The organism is Pseudomonas sp. H3_D04 (assembly GCF_054669175.1).
Window position 1 is genome coordinate 919619 of the sequence record NZ_CP162801.1, and the last position, 18139, is coordinate 937757.

Annotated in this window: 14 protein-coding genes and 4 tRNA genes; 13 read left to right on the forward strand and 5 right to left on the reverse strand. The window is 58.0% G+C overall.

The genetic code is table 11. The features are described 5' to 3' along the window. Positions 1-36: 36 nt before the first annotated feature. From alaS to AB4N91_RS04445, 6 genes are all read left to right on the forward strand, one after another. Positions 37-2661 (forward strand): alanine--tRNA ligase, encoded by a 2625-nt coding sequence (gene alaS / locus AB4N91_RS04420; protein ID WP_010457228.1) that lies wholly within the window; start codon positions 37-39, stop codon positions 2659-2661. Positions 2662-2752: 91 nt separating this feature from the next. Further along, a complete protein-coding gene (locus AB4N91_RS04425) occupies positions 2753-3994 on the forward strand; it encodes an aspartate kinase (protein ID WP_008033100.1) in 1242 nt (413 codons plus the stop codon). A gap of 190 nt (positions 3995-4184) precedes the next feature. Next, the gene (csrA, locus tag AB4N91_RS04430; RefSeq protein ID WP_003178872.1) at positions 4185-4373 is read left to right on the forward strand and encodes a carbon storage regulator CsrA; all 189 of its coding nucleotides are present in this window, start codon (positions 4185-4187) and stop codon (positions 4371-4373) included. Positions 4374-4435: 62 nt separating this feature from the next. Continuing rightward, a tRNA-Ser gene (locus AB4N91_RS04435) sits at positions 4436-4526 on the forward strand. Positions 4527-4633: 107 nt separating this feature from the next. Further along, positions 4634-4710: transfer RNA gene (locus AB4N91_RS04440), tRNA-Arg, on the forward strand. A 71-nt stretch (positions 4711-4781) separates the two neighbouring features. Next, positions 4782-4858 (forward strand) — tRNA-Arg (locus AB4N91_RS04445). Between the two features lie 19 nt (positions 4859-4877). Here the strand turns inward: AB4N91_RS04445 and AB4N91_RS04450 are convergent. Beyond that, positions 4878-5396, reverse strand: coding sequence for a cell envelope protein SmpA (locus AB4N91_RS04450; RefSeq protein ID WP_460112142.1), 519 nt, complete (start codon positions 5394-5396; stop codon positions 4878-4880). Positions 5397-5715: 319 nt separating this feature from the next. Between AB4N91_RS04450 and mgtE the strand changes: the two genes are divergently transcribed. Further along, positions 5716-7158 carry a magnesium transporter gene (gene mgtE / locus AB4N91_RS04455; RefSeq protein WP_010457218.1) on the forward strand — a complete coding sequence of 481 codons (1443 nt, stop codon included), beginning with the start codon at positions 5716-5718 and terminating at the stop codon, positions 7156-7158. Between the two features lie 101 nt (positions 7159-7259). Here mgtE and AB4N91_RS04460 read toward each other — a convergent pair whose 3' ends face one another. After that, on the reverse strand, positions 7260-7586 hold the full coding sequence (locus tag AB4N91_RS04460) for an Arc family DNA-binding protein (RefSeq protein WP_003178899.1): 327 nt from the start codon (positions 7584-7586) through the stop codon (positions 7260-7262). Between the two features lie 385 nt (positions 7587-7971). On the opposite strand from AB4N91_RS04460, the gene phnN reads away from it, so the two are divergent. After that, positions 7972-8544, forward strand: a complete 573-nt coding sequence (gene phnN, locus AB4N91_RS04465; protein WP_172792575.1) for a phosphonate metabolism protein/1,5-bisphosphokinase (PRPP-forming) PhnN — start codon at positions 7972-7974, stop codon at positions 8542-8544. On the opposite strand, the gene AB4N91_RS04470 is transcribed toward phnN, so the two are convergent. Together AB4N91_RS04470 and AB4N91_RS04475 are read right to left on the reverse strand one after the other, a co-directional pair. Then, positions 8519-8698 (reverse strand): PA3371 family protein, encoded by a 180-nt coding sequence (locus AB4N91_RS04470; RefSeq protein ID WP_010457208.1) that lies wholly within the window; start codon positions 8696-8698, stop codon positions 8519-8521. The genes phnN and AB4N91_RS04470 overlap by 26 nt on opposite strands. A gap of 23 nt (positions 8699-8721) precedes the next feature. Next, entirely contained in the window at positions 8722-8955 is a 234-nt protein-coding gene (locus tag AB4N91_RS04475) for a hypothetical protein (RefSeq protein ID WP_077749184.1), read from the reverse strand. A 290-nt stretch (positions 8956-9245) separates the two neighbouring features. Here AB4N91_RS04475 and AB4N91_RS04480 point away from each other — a divergent pair. Both AB4N91_RS04480 and AB4N91_RS04485 read left to right on the forward strand, forming a co-directional pair. Beyond that, a tRNA-Arg gene (locus AB4N91_RS04480) sits at positions 9246-9322 on the forward strand. A gap of 145 nt (positions 9323-9467) precedes the next feature. Next, on the forward strand, positions 9468-10007 hold the full coding sequence (locus AB4N91_RS04485) for a hypothetical protein (RefSeq protein WP_288111616.1): 540 nt from the start codon (positions 9468-9470) through the stop codon (positions 10005-10007). Position 10008: 1 nt separating this feature from the next. Here AB4N91_RS04485 and AB4N91_RS04490 read toward each other — a convergent pair whose 3' ends face one another. Then, positions 10009-14160 carry a CheR family methyltransferase gene (locus AB4N91_RS04490; protein ID WP_460112143.1) on the reverse strand — a complete coding sequence of 1384 codons (4152 nt, stop codon included), beginning with the start codon at positions 14158-14160 and terminating at the stop codon, positions 10009-10011. A gap of 204 nt (positions 14161-14364) precedes the next feature. Between AB4N91_RS04490 and AB4N91_RS04495 the strand changes: the two genes are divergently transcribed. The 3 genes from AB4N91_RS04495 (at position 14365) to AB4N91_RS04505 (ending at position 18101) form a co-directional block, all read left to right on the forward strand. Continuing rightward, entirely contained in the window at positions 14365-15969 is a 1605-nt protein-coding gene (locus tag AB4N91_RS04495) for a tetratricopeptide repeat-containing response regulator (RefSeq protein ID WP_010457175.1), read from the forward strand. After that, positions 15966-16658 carry a sensor histidine kinase gene (locus AB4N91_RS04500; RefSeq protein WP_077749187.1) on the forward strand — a complete coding sequence of 231 codons (693 nt, stop codon included), beginning with the start codon at positions 15966-15968 and terminating at the stop codon, positions 16656-16658. The genes AB4N91_RS04495 and AB4N91_RS04500 overlap by 4 nt, the downstream gene beginning before the upstream one ends. Positions 16659-16859: 201 nt before the next feature. Further along, the gene (locus tag AB4N91_RS04505; protein WP_460112644.1) at positions 16860-18101 is read left to right on the forward strand and encodes a glutamine synthetase family protein; all 1242 of its coding nucleotides are present in this window, start codon (positions 16860-16862) and stop codon (positions 18099-18101) included. The last annotated feature ends 38 nt before the right edge of the window (positions 18102-18139 follow it).

The window sequence follows — 18139 nt, forward strand, 5'->3', positions numbered from 1 at the left end:
ACAGGCCTTTGGCCGCAGCCTCCGTGGAAGAACCTAATGAAAAGCGCAGAAATCCGTGAAGCCTTCCTTCGCTTCTTCGAAGAGCAAGGCCACACCCGTGTAGCCTCCAGCTCTTTGATCCCGGGCAACGACCCAACCCTGCTGTTCACTAACGCGGGGATGAACCAGTTCAAGGACTGCTTCCTGGGCCAGGAAAAGCGCGCGTACACCCGCGCTGTCTCCAGCCAGAAATGCGTGCGCGCCGGCGGCAAGCACAACGACCTGGAAAACGTCGGTTATACCGCCCGTCACCACACCTTCTTCGAAATGCTGGGTAACTTCAGCTTCGGTGATTACTTCAAGCGCGACGCGATCACCTACGCCTGGAACTTCCTGACCTCCGAGCAGTGGCTGAACCTGCCGAAGGAAAAGCTCTGGGTCACCGTCTACGCCAGCGATGACGAGGCCTATGACATCTGGACCAAGGAGATAGGTGTTCCGGCCGAGCGCATGGTCCGCATCGGCGACAACAAGGGCGCGCCATACGCTTCCGATAACTTCTGGACCATGGGCGATACCGGCCCGTGCGGTCCTTGCACCGAGATTTTCTACGATCACGGCGCCGACATCTGGGGCGGCCCGCCGGGCTCGCCGGAAGAAGATGGCGACCGTTACATCGAGATCTGGAACAACGTGTTCATGCAGTTCAACCGCACCGCCGATGGCGTGTTGCACCCGCTGCCAGCGCCGTCGGTCGACACCGGCATGGGCCTGGAGCGGATCAGTGCCGTGCTGCAGCACGTTCACTCGAACTATGAAATCGACCTGTTCCAGAGTCTGCTGAGCGCATCGGCCAAGGCTATCGGCTGCACCAACGACGCTCAGGCTTCCCTGAAAGTCGTGGCTGACCACATTCGTTCGTGCGGTTTCCTGATTGCCGACGGCGTGCTGCCGTCCAACGAAGGCCGGGGTTATGTGCTGCGCCGGATCGTCCGTCGCGCCTGCCGTCATGGCAACAAACTGGGCGCCAAGGGCAGCTTCTTCTACCAGATCGTAGCGGCCCTGGTTGCCGAGATGGGCGAAGCCTTCCCTGAGCTGAAAGCCCAACAGGCACACATCGAACGCGTCCTGAAAGCCGAAGAAGAGCAGTTCGCCAAGACCCTGGAGCAGGGCCTGAAAATCCTTGAGCAGGATCTGGCTGAACTGAAAGGCGACGTGGTGCCGGGCGACGTGGTGTTCAAGCTCTACGACACCTACGGCTTCCCGATGGACCTGACGGGCGACATCGCTCGCGAGCGCAACTTGACCATCGACGAAGCAGGCTTCGAACGCGAAATGGAAGCCCAGCGCGTCCGTGCCCGTTCCGCCAGTTCCTTCGGCATGGACTACAACAGCCTGGTCAAGGTTGATGTGGCCACCGAATTCACCGGTTACAAAGCCACCAGCGGTTCGGCGAAAGTTGTTGGCCTCTATAAAGAAGGCCAGGCGGTCGACGTACTGAGTGAAGGCGAAGAAGGCGTGGTCGTTCTCAATCAGACCCCGTTCTACGCTGAGTCCGGCGGCCAGATCGGCGATTGCGGTTATCTGCAGTCGAGCGGTGGCCGCTTCGACGTGCGTGACACCACCAAGACCGGCGGCGCATTTCTGCACCACGGTGTGTTGGCATCGGGCAGCCTGATCATCGGTTCGCCGGTTGAAACCCACGTTGAAGCCGAGGTGCGCCACGCCACTTCGCTGAACCACTCGGCCACTCACTTGCTGCATGCGGCGTTGCGTAAAGTGCTGGGCGATCACGTTCAGCAGAAAGGCTCGTTGGTCGACAGTCAGCGCCTGCGCTTTGACTTCAGCCACTTCGAGGCCATCAAGCCTGAGCAACTGAAGGCCCTGGAAGACATCGTCAACGCCGAGATTCGCAAGAACTCCGCCGTTGAAACCGAAGAAACCGACATCGAAACCGCCAAGAAAAAAGGCGCCATGGCGCTGTTTGGCGAGAAGTACGGCGACAACGTGCGCGTGCTGAGCATGGGCGGTGATTTCTCCGTCGAGCTGTGCGGTGGCATCCACGCCAACCGTACCGGTGACATCGGCCTGCTGAAAATCATCAGCGAAGGCGGTGTTGCGTCGGGCGTGCGTCGTATCGAGGCAGTCACCGGTGCTGCGGCACTGGCTTACTTGAACGCTGCAGAAGAACAACTCAAGGAAGCGGCCAACCTGGTCAAGGGCAGCCGCGACAACCTGATCGACAAGCTGTCGGCTGTGCTGGAGCGCAACCGTCTGCTGGAGAAGCAACTCGAGCAGTTGCAGGCCAAGGCGGCCAGCGCGGCGGGCGACGATCTGTCGGCTTCTGCCCTGGACGTCAAAGGCGTGAAAGTGCTGGCCGTGCGTCTGGACGGTCAGGACGCCAAGGCGCTGCTGGCGCTCGTCGATCAGCTGAAAAACAAACTCGGCCGCGCAGTGATCCTGCTCGGCAGTGTCCATGAGGAAAAGGTCGTTCTGGTTGCAGGCGTAACCAAAGACCTGACTGGCCAACTCAAAGCCGGTGATTTGATGAAGCAAGCCGCTGCGGCAGTGGGCGGGAAGGGCGGTGGTCGTCCAGACATGGCGCAAGGCGGTGGTACTGACGCTGGCGCACTGGACGCGGCACTGGCCCTGACGGTTCCATTTGTAGAGCAGGGTTTATAAGGCAGGGTGTCCGGCCCGTCGTCTAGTGGCGGGCGGGAACGCTGTTTGAGTGATTATTTGGGCGCCCTTCATGGGCAGAGGCGGCTTTGAAATGGCTTTGATCGTACAGAAATTTGGAGGCACCTCAGTCGGCACTGTCGAGAGAATCGAGCAGGTCGCCGACAAGGTTAAGAAATTCCGCGATGCCGGCGATGACCTGGTGGTTGTCCTGTCGGCAATGAGCGGCGAAACCAACCGTCTGATCGATCTGGCCAAGCAAATCAGTGGTGATGGCCAACCGGTTCCGCGTGAGCTGGATGTGATCGTTTCCACGGGCGAGCAGGTGACGATTGCACTGTTGGCCATGGCGCTGATCAAGCGCGGCGTGCCTGCGGTGTCTTACACCGGCAACCAGGTGCGGATTCTGACGGACAGCGCGCACAATAAAGCGCGTATCTTGCAGATTGATGACCAGAAGATTCGCGGTGATCTGAAGGCAGGTCGTGTGGTGGTTGTCGCCGGTTTCCAGGGCGTCGACGAGCATGGCAACATCACCACCCTCGGTCGTGGCGGTTCCGACACCACCGGCGTGGCGCTGGCGGCGGCCTTGAAGGCCGACGAATGCCAGATCTACACCGATGTCGATGGCGTCTACACCACCGACCCGCGTGTGGTGTCCGTGGCCCAGCGCCTGGACAAGATTACCTTCGAAGAGATGCTGGAAATGGCCAGCCTCGGTTCCAAGGTGTTGCAGATCCGTGCGGTGGAATTCGCCGGCAAGTACAACGTTCCGCTGCGCGTACTGCACAGCTTCAAGGAGGGTCCGGGCACCCTCATTACTATTGATGAAGAGGAAACCATGGAACAGCCGATCATTTCCGGCATCGCTTTCAATCGCGATGAAGCCAAGCTGACCATCCGTGGCGTGCCAGACACCCCGGGCGTTGCATTCAAGATTCTCGGCCCGATCAGTGCCGCGAACATCGAAGTCGACATGATCGTGCAGAACGTTGCGCACGATAACACCACCGACTTCACCTTCACCGTGCACCGCAATGACTTCCAGGCCGCACAAACCGTACTGGAAAACACCGCTCGCGAGATCGGTGCCCGTGAAGTGGTCGGTGACATCAAGATCGCCAAGGTCTCGATCGTCGGCGTCGGCATGCGTTCTCACGCAGGTGTGGCCAGCCGCATGTTCGAATCCCTGGCGAAAGAAAGCATCAACATCCAGATGATCTCGACGTCGGAAATCAAAGTCTCCGTTGTGATCGAAGAGAAGTATCTGGAACTGGCTGTGCGCGCTCTGCACACAGCTTTCGAACTGGACGCACCGGCCCGAACAGGCGAGTGATGCGTTTGCCAAAGGGCGCGGTCTGACCGCGCCCTTTGTCTTTTTTGAATGGCGCGACCCAGGAACTGTTCTTTTGCTCGCGCTGGTCAATACTCAGGCATGTAGGGCTGCGATCGTTTTCCGGTTGTAGGTCGAGTGCCTTTTTTTTGCAGACTGTTGTCCCTGAAATGAAATGCGTGAGGAGAAAGGTATGCTGATTCTGACTCGTCGGTGCGCAGAAAGCCTGATTATTGGTGATGGCGAAATCACCGTGACCGTGCTCGGCGTCAAAGGAAATCAAGTGCGTATTGGCGTTAACGCACCTAAAGAGGTTGCGGTTCACCGTGAGGAAATCTACTTGCGGATCAAGAAAGAGAAGGACGACGAACCAAGCCATTAATTTTTATCGTTTTTTATGTTTGCAAACGGGGAAGAAGCTGGTTAATATACGCCCCGTGTTGCGGAGAGCTGGCCGAGTGGCCGAAGGCGCTCCCCTGCTAAGGGAGTACACCTCAAAAGGGTGTCGGGGGTTCGAATCCCCCGTTCTCCGCCATTATTTGCGTAGTACGTTGTAATCTGGCTTTTTCGGTAAGTGTTTGAAATTACTAGAAAAAGTGCTTTACATAGAGATTAGACGGCCTATAATGCGCGGCAACAAATGCACTCGTAGCTCAGCTGGATAGAGTACTCGGCTACGAACCGAGCGGTCACAGGTTCGAATCCTGTCGAGTGCACCATTTAAGGGTTGTTTGCAGTAATGCAAATGACTTGGCTCCAACCAGTTGTGATCTGGTATAAAAACACAAATGCACTCGTAGCTCAGCTGGATAGAGTACTCGGCTACGAACCGAGCGGTCACAGGTTCGAATCCTGTCGAGTGCACCAAACACCAAAAAGCCCGCGTTTAACGCGGGCTTTTTGCCGTCTGGGATTTGGCTTTTCCCTTTGTACATCCTTTCTCGTCGAACTCCACGTGTGCGCTGCGACCTCGCTTGAGTTCGTAGCGGTAGCTTGTTGCGGAATTCCTGATACTGATCTTGTCCGGCTTGCCCAGGGCGCTCTCGACGTCCTGTTGTGTCATGCCCGCGACTATCCGTTGATTGATGATTGCTTCGCGACGTTCCTTGGCGGTTATCAGGTTTGCGCACTTGTCCTCAGTCTGGCCGACAATGGTTGGCTCCTTCCTTCCGGTTTTCGTCGAGGGTGTCTCCCGAGCGTCAGCCTCAGGCATGAGCGCTATCGCGTTGCCGGGCGTGAAAGTGCGCACCTCTTGCTGCGAGAAGCTTTCACCCTCCGCGCAACTCAGGGTTGTGAAGGTGAGGCGACCGTCGGGTGCTTCGCAACGGTGAAGGATGGTTGCCTGCAACCGGGGTGAAAGGCAGAGCAGGGCAAGCAGTAAAAAATAAAAGGCAATTGATGGCATTAAACGTCCTCCATGACGGTCCATGTCAGGGTAGCCGCTACATTTTTCGATGAGGGTGTGTTTTCTTTTCAGAATGAGTCGTCGCAGTTGGAGAGATCAGGACTGCACTCAGCTTTGTCTTGCAACCGCTTGTTTCAGCCATGATTTTTTGACGTTTAAAACCGTCGGGCGGTGTATCATTGCGCCCGTCAGCCCCGCCGGGGCTTGTGGAATACCTCCATGGACTTACCCAGTAGTTACTCAGTATCCCGTTTTTCCAATCATGAATTGACTGATTGATCCTTCCGGCGTGCCCCGCTGCTGGGAGTGGAGTTCGCCTATGTCTGAAGTAGAAGTAAAGAAAACGCAGGAAAGCTTGCAGGACCGCCTCGCTCAAGTCGTTGAGCTGTTGCAGCGCCAGCGGGTGGTCGAAGACCTGACTCATCGCCAGGAAGGTCCGCATCACGACCGGGTCGAGAACCTGGTTCACCGGCAAAACCTCGTCGAGCTGCAACGCAAGCTCGATGATCTGCACTCCGCCGACGTTGCCTACATCCTTGAAGCCTTGCCGCTGGACGATCGTCTGACGCTTTGGCAATTGGTCAAGGCGGATCGCGACGGCGACATTCTCCTCGAAGTATCCGACTCGGTTCGTGAAACCCTGATCGCCGACATGGACGATCACGAGCTCCTGGCTGCGGCCAAGGACATGGACGCCGACGAACTTGCTGACCTGGCTTCCGAGCTGCCGCGAGACGTTGTCCACGAGCTGATGGAAACCCTCGATGGTCAACAGCGTGAGCGCGTCCGCTCCGCGTTGTCCTATGACGAGGAGCAAGTCGGTGCGCTGATGGACTTCGAGATGGTGACCATCCGTGAGGATGTCAGTCTCGAAGTCGTGCTGCGTTACCTGCGGCGTCTCAAGGAGCTGCCGGGCCACACCGACAAACTGTTTGTGGTCGACTACGACGGCGTGCTCAAGGGCGTGCTGCCGATCAAGCGTTTGCTGGTCAACGATCCGGAAAAGCAGGTTTCGGAAGTCATGGCCAGCGACCCGGTGAGTTTTCACCCGGACGAAGATGCCTACGATGCCGCTCAGGCGTTCGAACGTTACGACTTGATCTCGGCGCCTGTGGTCGACAAGAACGGCAAGCTGATCGGCCGTCTGACCATCGATGAAATGGTCGACCTGATCCGTGAAGAGAGCGAAAACGAAGTACTCAACATGGCGGGTCTGCGCGAAGAAGAAGATATCTTCGCTTCGGTCTGGAAATCCCTGCGCAACCGTTGGGCCTGGCTGGCGGTCAACCTGATCACCGCGTTTATCGCATCCCGGGTGATCGGCCTGTTTGAGGGCTCCATCGAAAAACTGGTGGCACTGGCGGCATTGATGCCGATCGTGGCCGGTATCGGTGGCAACTCGGGCAACCAGACTATCACCATGATCGTTCGAGCCATGGCGCTGGACCAGGTGAGCACCGGCAATACCTCGCGATTGATGCGCAAGGAGCTGGCCGTCGGTTTGATCAATGGCCTGGTCTGGGGTGGCGTGATTGGCGTTGTGGCCTATCTGCTTTATGGCAGTTGGTCCCTCGGGGTGGTGATGACCGCCGCCATGACGCTTAACTTGTTGCTGGCGGCGTTGATGGGGGTCTTGATCCCGATGACTCTGGCGCGGCTTGGGCGCGATCCGGCGATGGGTGCCAGCGTTATGATCACTGCCATGACTGACAGCGGCGGGTTCTTCATCTTCCTCGGGCTGGCAACGATTTTCCTGCTCTGACTGACCTGCTTTAAGAAACCCGCCAATTCGGCGGGTTTTTTATGGCCGAATTTCAGGCAAAAAAAAGCCAGCGATTATGCTGGCTTGGCTTTCGGGTCGAATCAGGAAGCGTCTGCGGCCATTTCGGCGTCATGGGCAATCAGCGAAACAAGAGCATTTTGCTGACGGTGGGAGAGTTGGCGGAAGCGTTGCAGCAGTTCACGTTCGTGCAATGACAGCTCCGGGCTGTCCAGGCGCATGCTCAACTCTTCGCCCAGTGCACCTTCCTGAATAAGACTCTGCTCAAGGCGCGCAATGATTTCGGAGTTCATGCTGCGATGATGATTGCGAGCCACCTCGGCAATGCGTTCACGCATTCCGTCTGGCAGACGTACGACGAACTTGTCAGCCGTACGGCTGGAATAAATTGCCTGTTTCAATGGGCGCATATATTTAACCGGTTAGTTCAGGGGAGCGGTTCTCGGGATTGGCCGCAGGATGTCTGATAGGACAAGCTCTCTGGCCAAATGTTCAACCTGAATTGATAGAGGCTCGCATCATGCCTCAAAGCAGCCAGATCATTGGCGTCAATTCTGTGACAAATATTGAGCTGGGTAAAGGCGTTATGCCAGCACCTTTATCGAAAATGTGGACTGGTTAGAAAACTTTGGTCCCTGCCCGTATCGCTGACCGCGTGCTCTTCCCGTCAGGTGATGCCCGAAGACGCCTGAAGGTGCATGCTACGCGGATTCGATCCTTGGTCCTTACCTTATACAGGATAGTGGCAAATGGCCGATTTACTAGTGGCAGACCCGCACAGGGGGGGGATTCAGGATGGATGGCAGGCTGATTTACTTGATGGGGCCTTCCGGATCCGGCAAAGACAGCCTCATCGAAGCGGCTCGACAACCTTTACGCTCGATAAACGGCGAAGTGGTACGACGGGTCATTACGCGTTCGGCTGAATCCGTAGGCGAAGATGCCATCGGAGTCTCTCGCGAGGAGTTCGAACAACGCCGCGACAAGGGTGACTTTGCGCTGTCGTGGCACGCCCATGGCCTGGATTACGGCATTCCGGTCCAGATCGACCATTGGCTGGAAGAAGGTCGTCATGTCTTGGTCAATGGCTCTCGTGGTCACCTGGCCGAGGCACTGCAACGCTACCCGACATTATTGCCGGTGCTGTTGACGGTCCAGGATGAGGTATTACGCGAGCGACTGATGAAGCGAGGCCGTGAGAGCCTTGCAGAAATTGAAGCCAGATTGCGCCGCAACAGGTTATTTACAGCGAAGGATCCTCTCGTTGATTCTCATATCTATCGACTCGACAACTCAGGCGAGATTGCCGTCACCGTCGCCAATCTTCTGAAATTGCTGAACGTCAGCGCAGAACCGGATCGAATTTGATTTTGCGTCCGATAATCAGTGCCAGCACGAATAACGCGCCGAAAACGCCGCAGGCGATCAGGGGTACGGTGGCAACCGTGTCCGGGACCAATGACAGATGAAGAATGCCGCTCAGTAAGGCAAGGATCAAAAATCCTGCGGCTGATTTGGACATTGCTGTGCTCCTGATAGGGTGATTCAAAATACCAAGCGTTCCGAAGTCTGAGACACCGGCAGATAATTTTGCTGGCTTACGTCCTGGCCAACAAAGCCGCGCTGATCGTTCATGACCGCCAATTGCGGGGCTTTTTGCAGCTGGAGGTAATGCGGCATCCGATGCGCGACCTGCTCAGCGCCGCTCTCGGCGGCAAAATGACCACCCAGCAGGACGGTAAGAGCGATTGCATTCGAGAGTAAAAGGACGCTGTTCATGAGGCTAACCTCGGTTGTTCGTCAGAACAGCTAAAGCAGCCCGCGTGCCAAGAGTCTAACGGCAATTAAATCCTTTAAAAACAAAGAATTAACTTATTACTTAAAGAGGCCGTCGTTGCAAATTGCAATGATGGCATTTTGAGAGGATGCAATTTGCACGGTAAATTAAGCCACGATGACAAGGGGCGGCTGCCTACACTTAAAAAGCCCTACGGACGACATGACAAAAGCAGGCCTGGCCGTTAACATGCTCGCCGTCTATCGCACCGCATCCCTGCGGGGCGATCTGTGTCTCAGTAGCTCAATTGGATAGAGCATCCCCCTCCTAAGGGGAAGGTTGGCAGTTCGAACCTGCCCTGGGACACCACCTGATTTTCAGCCCTGCGCTGTGATAAAAAGCCCCGCCGGAGAATCCTCCAGCGGGGCTTTTTTATGCCCGTCGACCCGACGACCTACATGGCAAGTCCATCGTTGCTGTGCCTTACTCCTCGTACCATTCAAGGAGTGACGCGATGCGACACAGAGGTGCACATTTCTGGTTATGGACCAACAGCAGGCTACTTCACCATACCCATGAAGAAGTGCTCAGCGATGGTGTGCAGGTCGAGGTGCAGGCACGGGTCGGTCATGGGGGCGTCACGCAGGTGTTCATCGGTATATACGCTGACGGTGGCGGGGCGATTTGCGAGGAGTTTCATGACCGTGCGGTAGGTGAATATTATTGTTCCGCGTTGAAGTGGGGCGCTCAGCGGGCGAGAGAGCTGGTGGCGGACAGTCAAGCGTTTGTCGCGCCGCATCGGGTGCAATTGACGTTGGCCCCAGTGATTACCGATGAACCGACACTGGCATTGCGACGCATGGAAATGACCGAACGGGAGCGTTTGAAAATCCGTTCCGAAGACGCCTGGTCGGAGTACCTGGCGGCCAAAGCCGCGATGCTTGAGCTGATGCGCGCCACCAAAGTCGACCCCGGGGTGTGGGCGGACCACAAGGATCGCCTGCGGCAGGCGATTGATCGGCGCATCAATGTGCAACGCGCCTATCTGCGCTGAGTCATTTGCCGATCGACAGGCTCGAGGAGCGTCGCAGTTCCTCGATAGTCTCGATCAGTTCATCGTAGGACACCGGTTTGCCGATGTGCTGGTCGAAGCCCGATTGCCGGGATTTCTGAATATCGCTTTGAGCACCATAGCCCGTCAGCGCAATGGCCGGCACATCCCTGAGCAGCGGGAGTTGCCGCAAAGCGCTCATCAGTTCGTGACCGTTCATGACTGGCATGCCCAGGTCCGAAATGATCAGGTCGAAGTGCGTGCCTTTTGCGGCGTCCAGCGCGGCCACCGGACGGTCGAAGGCAATCACTTGCGCGTCCTCCATTTCCAGCAGCATCTTCAAGGTTTCCAGCACTTCGGCAGAGTCGTCGACCAGCAGAATGGTCAAGCCGCTCAGCCGTCCGGCCCCCTCGTCGACCTGCGTAGCGGTTTGAGCGTCATGATCAGTCTTGGCCATCGGCAAGTAGACACTGAACGTGCACCCTGCACCCAATCCGGGTGAGCTCACTTCAACCGAGCCGTGTTGCGCTTCTGCCAGTTGGCGGACCAGCGACAAGCCGATCCCCAGCCCTTCACGGTTGTGCGTGGCATGTTGCTTCTCTGCCTGCCCGAACAGATCGAACACGTGCTCAAGGTTCTCGGCGGCAATGCCGGTGCCGTTGTCTTTGACGTCCAGCCGCACCCTGTTTCCGTCCTGGCTGGCGATCAGTTGCACGTGGCCATTGGGCGGGGTGAATTTCAGCGCGTTGTTCACCAGGTTCCAGATAATCTGTTCCAGGCGTGTCGGATCGGCATGCACCATCAACGGCTCTGAAGGCACATGCAACTCGACCGTGGTTTCGTGCCGCTCGTTGAGCACGACGCTGTGGATATCACGCAGCACGCTGACCAGGTCCGTGGCGACCGGTTGCAGCTTGAGTTTGCCGGTACGGACACGGGCGACATCCAGCAGATCATCGATGATCCGGGCCTGGCTATTGACGGCATCGCAGATCGTATTGACGGCCTTGGCGGCCGGAGCCACGGACTTGGTCACCGGCAGGCGACGCAGCAGCTCAGCGTTGAGCTGGATCAGGTTCAGCGGGTGCTTGAGCTCATGGGACATGACCGCGAAGAACTCGTCCTTGAGGTAATTGGTGTTGCGGGTCTCGGCCAGCGCCAGGCTTTGCGCTTCGTGCTGACGTTTGTGGCCGGTCAGGTCCCGGGCAATCTTCACGTAGCCTCGGAGGTTGTCACCGCTGAGTAACGTCGCCTCACCACTGCAAAAGAACCGACTGCCATCCTTGCGCAAGTGCCAGCGTTCGTCCTCGCTGCGCCCATGGTCGCGCACCGTCTGCAGTTCTTTCTCGGGCACGCCGCTGGCGCGGTCCTCTTCAGAGAAAATAAAGTCGTAATAAGCGCCCTCTGCTTCGCTCTTGCTATAACCGAAGATCAACTCGGCACCTTTGTTCCAGCTGGTGATCACCCCTTGTTCATCCAGCGTGATGATCGCGTAATCGCGGGTGCTTTCAGCCACCAGACGCATGCGTTCTTCGCCCAGGCGCAGTTCTTCTTCGGCGGCGCGGCGTTTGGTGATGTCGATGAAGGTCAGCACCGTCCCGTCGATATGGTCTTCGCTGGAGCGGTAGGGCAGCAGGCGGGCGATGTACCAGCGCTTGTCGGTGCTGCTGACTTCGCGCTCGATCATGTTCAATGACTCGAAGACCAGCGCTGCATCACGGGCCAGGTCGTCGTAGTGCAGTCGGTGGGTGATGTCGAGCAAGGAGCGTCCGGTATCCACCGGCAACATGCTGAAGATGTCCGTGGCGCGCGGAGTGAACCATTTGATCCGCATGTTGCGGTCAACGAACACCGTGGCGATGTCGGTGGAGGCGATCAGGTTGGTCAGGTAGTCGTTGATCTTGTCGGTTTCTTCAACTTTGGTTTTCAGCTCGTAGTTGACCGTCAGTAACTCTTCGTTGATCGATTGCAGTTCTTCCTTGCTGGTTTCCAGCTCTTCGGTGGCCGAGCGCAGCTCTTCGTTGATTGCCTGCATTTCTTCGTTGGAGGCCTTCAGCTCCTCGCTGGAGACTTCCGATTGTTCGATGGTGTCCTGCAAGTGCAACTTGGTGCGTTGCAGTTCGCGTTCAAGGTTGGACAGCACCTGGCTTTCGGTTTGCGTCAGGGTCGAGGCGGCCTGTTCCGAGGGATCGACTTCGGCCTCTTCGAAAATCACCAGGACAAACTCGCCGTCCGACTCTTCGTCCTTATAAGGCTGCGCCATCAGGTCGACTTTGTAACGCCGGTTGTCCCGGCTGATCGGCACCGCACGGGATTTGACCACCAGGCCACTCTGCTGGACCTGAAACAGCGTGGTGCGAATCTCCAGACGCAACTCGGGAACAATCAGCGTCAGCAAGTTACGCGACAACTCGCCGCCCACATGGCGCAGGAAGCGCCCAGCGCTATCGCTCATGTGCAGGATGTCGGCGTTGGCATCGACAATTATGCTCGGTGGCGCCGCGCTTTCGAGGGCGCGCTGATGGATGTCGGCAAAGGACAGTTTGCGCTGCACCGCGTTTTGCGGCGTCTCACGGGAAATATTGCTGCGCACATACCCGCCGCGCGGCATGGTTGGGGTACGTCGGCTATTGGTCGTGCCGGTCTTGGCGCGGAAGATCCGGTTGCGCTTGTCCACCGGAGCGAACAGTTCGTGGCAAGCATCGGCGCTCTCGGAAGAGCCCAGGAACAGGAAACCGCCCGGACGCAGTGCGAAGTGAAACATTTGCAGAATTTCACGCTGCACTTCGCGATCCAGGTAGATCAGCAGGTTGCGGCAAACGATCAGGTCAATCTGCGAAAAGGGCGGATCGGACAACAGGCTGTGTTTGGCAAACAGGACCTTTTCGCGAATTTCCTTGCGAATCCGGTAGTGGTCATCTTCCTTGACGAAGTAATGCCGCAGGCGCGTCGGCGGCACATCGGTCACGATCGCTTGCGGGTACAGACCGGCCCGGCCGATGCTGATGGCGCGCTCGTCAATGTCGGTGGCGAACAGTTGCAGCGAGGCTTTGCTGGCGTCCAGTTGCAGTTGATCGTTGAGCAGCATCGCCAGGCTGTAGGCTTCTTCGCCCGTTGAACAACCGGCGGACCAGACACGGATTTCTTCTTTCTCGGGCTGCGCCGACACGGCGGCACTGACCAGTTGCGGCAGCACGTTCCGCTCCAGGGCTTCGAACGCCTCGCGATCACGGAAGAAGTTGGTCACGCCAATCAACATATCGCCCAGCAGGGCTTTGGTTTCTTCGGGATTGTTTTGCAGGAAGCGGAAATAGGCACCCAGGTCGGGTTGGGCCGTGACCTGCATCCGGCGCTCGATCCGCCGCAACACGGTCGCGCGCTTGTAGTGCTTGAAATCATGGCCGGTGCCGGTGCGCAGCTGGATCAGGATGTCATGGAGCAGCTGTTCGGCGAGCGCCGCGTCACGCTCGGACACAGAGGCGAACGTTTGCAGGTCCGGGTCGTTGGCGGTGGGCAGGCTGATTTCCTGTGAGTTTCGCCACAGCTCCAGCAGCTTTTGCGGCATTTCCACCACCGGCAACACCAGATCGACATTGCCGGTTTCGATGGCAGCGCGAGGCATGCCGTCAAACTCGGCATCTTCCGGTGCCTGGGCCATGGTGATGCCACCGTGTTCCTTGATGCGCGACAGCCCGACCGCACCATCGGAGCCACTGCCTGACAGCACCAGGCAGAAAGCGCGCTCGCGGTGGACTTCGGCCAGGTCGCGGAAAAACAGATCAATCGAGGCGTGCCGAGACCCGTGCGGGTCGTTGCTGCTGACTTCAAGCACCCCGTCATTCATCGTCAGCCGCTGAGCCGGCGAGATGACGTAAACGTGGTTTTTCTCGATCGGCACCGTTTTGGTGACTTGCAGGACTGGCATCCGGGTCGATTCCTGGATGATCTTGTCCGCGATGCTCTGGTGATCGGGCGACAGGTGAAGAATGATCACGAACGCCATGCCGTTGTCATGCGGCATGTTCTCGAAAAACAGTTTGATGGCTTGCAGCCCGCCCGCCGAGGCTCCAACGCCTACCACTGGAAAATCCAGGGTGCTGGGCTTCAGGGCCTTACGCTCTGGAGCCGGGGCCGAGTGCTGGGGGGTGCTGGTCATTTCTTCTGCCTTAGTCGGCGACTGCGGTCTATTGATATCTTCGGTTATAAAAAGCGCGTCAATAAAGCAGCATAATCCCGTTTTTCAATAACACCTTCAAATATTTAGAGACACTTGATTGGCTGGAGTTCTCAAGGGAACGGCACTCCTGGCCGATAACCCGAACGGTCATTGTCTTCTTCTCAAATTGCCTGGAAATCTTCGATGCTGTCGTATCACCAAAAGAGTTTTCTGATCGTCGATGATTTCTCGGATTTCCGCAGTTCCGTCAGGTCCATGCTGCGTGAACTGGGGGTCAAGGACGTCGACACCGCAGACACCGGGGAGCAGGCGCTGCGCATGTGTTCGCAGAAGGCCTACGATTTCATCCTGCAGGATTTTCACCTCGGCGACGGCAAGAAGAACGGCCAGCAAGTCCTCGAAGACTTGATGATCGAAAAGCTGATCAGCCATGAAAGCGTGTTCGTCATGGTCACTGCCGAAACCAGCCAGGCCATGGTGCTCAGCGCGCTGGAACACGAACCCGACGCTTACCTGACCAAGCCGTTCAACCGTTCCGGCCTGGCCCAGCGCCTGGAGCGTCTGGAACAGCGCAAGAACCTGCTCAAGCCGATCCTGCAAGCGCTCGATCGTGGCAAACCGCTCGAAGTGCTCAATGCCTGCATCGAGCTGTGCAAGAAGGACATCCGTTATTCGCCGCTGTGCCTGCGTTACCGCGCGGACGCCTTGCGCGACCTGAATCAAAACGAAGCGCTGGAACGTCTCTACGACAGCATCATTGCCGATCGGCCGTTGCCGTGGGCGTTTGCCGGGTTGGGCAAGTTGCTGTTCAAGCGTGGCCAGGTCAGCCAGGCTAAAGGCGTTTACGAAAAAGCCCTGAAAGTGTTTCCGATGATGCCGGCGCTGTATGACGGCATGGCTGATGTGCTGGTGGCCGAAGGGGATACCAAGGGCGCGCAGAAAGTATTGGAAGAAGCCATTCGCCTGTCGCCGCTGGCGGTGCGCCGGCAAGCACTGCTGGGCAAACTGGCGATGGCCAACGAAGATTTCGATACGGCCTCAAAGGCTTATCGCCAGGCCGTGTCCCAAGGCGCGCAGTCACGCTTCAAGGATGCCGAAAGCAACCTCGGCCTGGCCCATGCGTTGATCAGCAAAGGCAGCGAGAAAGGTCTGGATACCCGCACCCGACTGGAGATCAATACGACCCTCAGTCTGGTGGCCAAGGAAAACCCGTCTGATCCTGGCCTGCAGATTCGTGCGCGCCTGATGAAAGCCACCAGCCTGTTGCTCAACGACGCCGAAACCGCCGAGAAGCTCACCGAGCAGGCGATGATGCGCCTCGATGGCATGGAGCAGTTCATGAGCGCCGAAGCCGCGCTGCTGGTGGCCAAGCAGCTGCAAATGCTCGGCCAGGCGAGCGCCGGCGCGACGATGTTGAAAAACTGTGCGGAAATCTACGGTGACGATCCAGTGGTGATGCAAGGGATCGCCAAACTGACCGACGACCCGACGATCCTCAGCCAGAGCAACGCGGCCTCCGACCTCAACCGGCAGGGTGTGCAGGTGTACAAGACCGGTAACCTGGTCGAAGCCCGGGCAATCTTTCGCAAAGCGCTGGCGCTGCAACCGAAGAACATCAGTATCGCCCTTAACATGGCGCAATCGCTGCTGCACGGCACCGATACCAGCGTAGCGTCGGCCGAGCTCGATGAATGCCGGGCTTGCCTGAAACTGGTGGGCATGATGCCCGACACCGACGCGCGGTATCCGCGCTTTCAGAAACTGAAAATCAAGGCGTTCAGCGGATGAGCCAAGACAACTCTGCACTGGATTTTTCGACGGTGATTGCCTCCACCGTGCACGACATGAAGAACTCGTTGACCCTGCTGATGCAGGCCCACAGCCAATGGCTGGCCCGCTTGCCCGATCCCGAGCGGCACAGCCCGGAGCAGGGCGTCATCGAGTACGAGTTCGCTCACCTCAACGGCATGCTGGTGCAGTTGCTGGGGCTGTACAAACTGGGCGTCAATCAGATGCCGTTGCAGCCGGCCTACCATGAGCTGGATGATTTCATCGAAGCGCAACTGGCCGCTCATCAGGAAGTGTTCGCCAGTCGCGGCATTGTCGCGACTTATGAAGTCGACCCGTTGAGCCCCTTGGGTTTCTTTGATCGCGAGCTGGTGGCCTCGGTGCTGGCCAACTGCATCAACAACGCCATTCGTTACGCCCGCCAGTCATTGCTGATCAGTGTCGGCGACGAGGCCGGCGAACTGGTGCTGTCCATCAACGACGATGGCGACGGTTATCCGGTCGAGATGATCGAGCGTCAGGCCGATTATGTGCAGGGCATCAACCACAGCAGCGGCAGCACAGGCCTGGGCTTGTATTTCGCCGGACGGATCGCCGCCTTGCATCAGCGCAATGGCGTGGAAGGACGCACCCGGATCAGCAACGGCGGGCCGTTGGGTGGTGGGGTGTTCAGCCTCTGTTTGCCCTGACGTTTCTTTTTGTGTGGCGCTGCTTGATATTCCGAACAGGCGGAGCCTATTTTGTACGGGTCGCCGTTCGCGGCTCGCACAATTACAAAGGATTGCGTCATGACAACCGATGGCCAGCGTTCACTCGCACAGCGATTGACGGGCATTGATGAGATTGAATGTGTCACGCCGGATTTGAACGGCGTGCCTCGGGGCAAGGTAATGACCGCCGAGGGGTTTCTCGAAGGAAGGCGTTTGCAGATGGCGCGGGGTGTGCTGCTGCAATGCATCATGGGCGGATATCCGCCCGCACGCTTTTACGGCAGCGATGATGGCGACCTGGCGCTGGTGCCTGACCCGGCACACATCCACCGCCTGCCCTGGAGCCCGCAACCGCGGGCACTGGCCATTTGCGACGCCGATGAACTGACCGGCGAGAGCTCGAAGCTGTCGACCCGTGGCCAACTCAAGGCGGTGATCGCCCGTTACGCGGCGCTGGGCCTGGCGCCGGTGGTGGCGACCGAGCTGGAATTCTTCGTGTTCGCGCCCAATCCCGACCCGACGCAACCGTTCCAGCCGCCGTTGGGCCTGGACGGTCGGCGCGAGGAAGGTCATTCGGCGTTCAGTGTCAGTTCCAATAACGGTCTGCGGCCATTCTTCAGCGAAGTCTACCAATGCATGGCGGCCCTGGGTTTGCCGCGCGACACCTTCATGCATGAGATGGGCGTCAGCCAGTTCGAGATCAACTTGCTGCACGGCGATCCGTTGCTGCTGGCCGACCAGACGTTCCTGTTCAAGCACCTGCTCAAGGAAGTCGCGCTCAAGCACGGCCTGAGCGTGGTGTGCATGGCCAAGCCGCTGGCGCACACGCCGGGCAGTTCGATGCACATTCACCAGAGCATCGTCGAGATCGGCAACGGACGAAATGTGTTCAGCGACGCGGCAGACCAACCGACAGCGACCTTCCGTCACTTCATTGGTGGCCAACAGGCCGGCATGGCGGATTTCACCGCGTTGTTTGCGCCGAACGTGAATTCCTATCAGCGCTTGTGCCATCCGTATGCTTCGCCGAACAATGCCTGCTGGTCCCACGACAACCGGGCCGCCGGATTGCGCATTCCGGCCAGTTCACCAGCCGCCCGTCGGGTCGAAAACCGCTTGCCGGGGGCTGATGCGAATCCGTATCTGGCGATCGCCGCCAGTCTTGCCGCCGGTTTGTATGGCATCGAGAACGAACTGGAGCCGAGCGAGGCGATCCAGGGCGAATTCGAAGTCCCGGATAATCTTTCGTTGCCGTGTACCTTGCATGCCGCTCTTGAACGTCTGAAACGTAGCCAATTGGCGAAGGAACTGTTCGGCAAGGAGTTCATCGAAGGCTACGTCGCTTCGAAGACCATGGAGTTGACCAGCTTCTTTGATGAAATTACCCCCTGGGAGCGCCGTGTTCTGGCCACCCAGGCCTGACGACCTGTCGTCTTCGGGCTATCTTTTCGGATAGCCCG

Bases quoted from the DNA above. Each gene is read 5' to 3' on its own strand.
- alaS (WP_010457228.1), top strand. From the start codon at position 37: ATGAAAAGCGCAGAAATCCGTGAAGCCTTCCTTCGCTTCTTCGAAGAG.
- AB4N91_RS04425 (WP_008033100.1), top strand. From the start codon at position 2,753: ATGGCTTTGATCGTACAGAAATTTGGAGGCACCTCAGTCGGCACTGTC.
- csrA (WP_003178872.1), top strand. From the start codon at position 4,185: ATGCTGATTCTGACTCGTCGGTGCGCAGAAAGCCTGATTATTGGTGAT.
- AB4N91_RS04450 (WP_460112142.1), bottom strand. From the start codon at position 5,396: ATGCCATCAATTGCCTTTTATTTTTTACTGCTTGCCCTGCTCTGCCTT.
- mgtE (WP_010457218.1), top strand. From the start codon at position 5,716: ATGTCTGAAGTAGAAGTAAAGAAAACGCAGGAAAGCTTGCAGGACCGC.
- AB4N91_RS04460 (WP_003178899.1), bottom strand. From the start codon at position 7,586: ATGCGCCCATTGAAACAGGCAATTTATTCCAGCCGTACGGCTGACAAG.
- phnN (WP_172792575.1), top strand. From the start codon at position 7,972: ATGGATGGCAGGCTGATTTACTTGATGGGGCCTTCCGGATCCGGCAAA.
- AB4N91_RS04470 (WP_010457208.1), bottom strand. From the start codon at position 8,698: ATGTCCAAATCAGCCGCAGGATTTTTGATCCTTGCCTTACTGAGCGGC.
- AB4N91_RS04475 (WP_077749184.1), bottom strand. From the start codon at position 8,955: ATGAACAGCGTCCTTTTACTCTCGAATGCAATCGCTCTTACCGTCCTG.
- AB4N91_RS04485 (WP_288111616.1), top strand. From the start codon at position 9,468: ATGCGACACAGAGGTGCACATTTCTGGTTATGGACCAACAGCAGGCTA.
- AB4N91_RS04490 (WP_460112143.1), bottom strand. From the start codon at position 14,160: ATGACCAGCACCCCCCAGCACTCGGCCCCGGCTCCAGAGCGTAAGGCC.
- AB4N91_RS04495 (WP_010457175.1), top strand. From the start codon at position 14,365: ATGCTGTCGTATCACCAAAAGAGTTTTCTGATCGTCGATGATTTCTCG.
- AB4N91_RS04500 (WP_077749187.1), top strand. From the start codon at position 15,966: ATGAGCCAAGACAACTCTGCACTGGATTTTTCGACGGTGATTGCCTCC.
- AB4N91_RS04505 (WP_460112644.1), top strand. From the start codon at position 16,860: ATGACCGCCGAGGGGTTTCTCGAAGGAAGGCGTTTGCAGATGGCGCGG.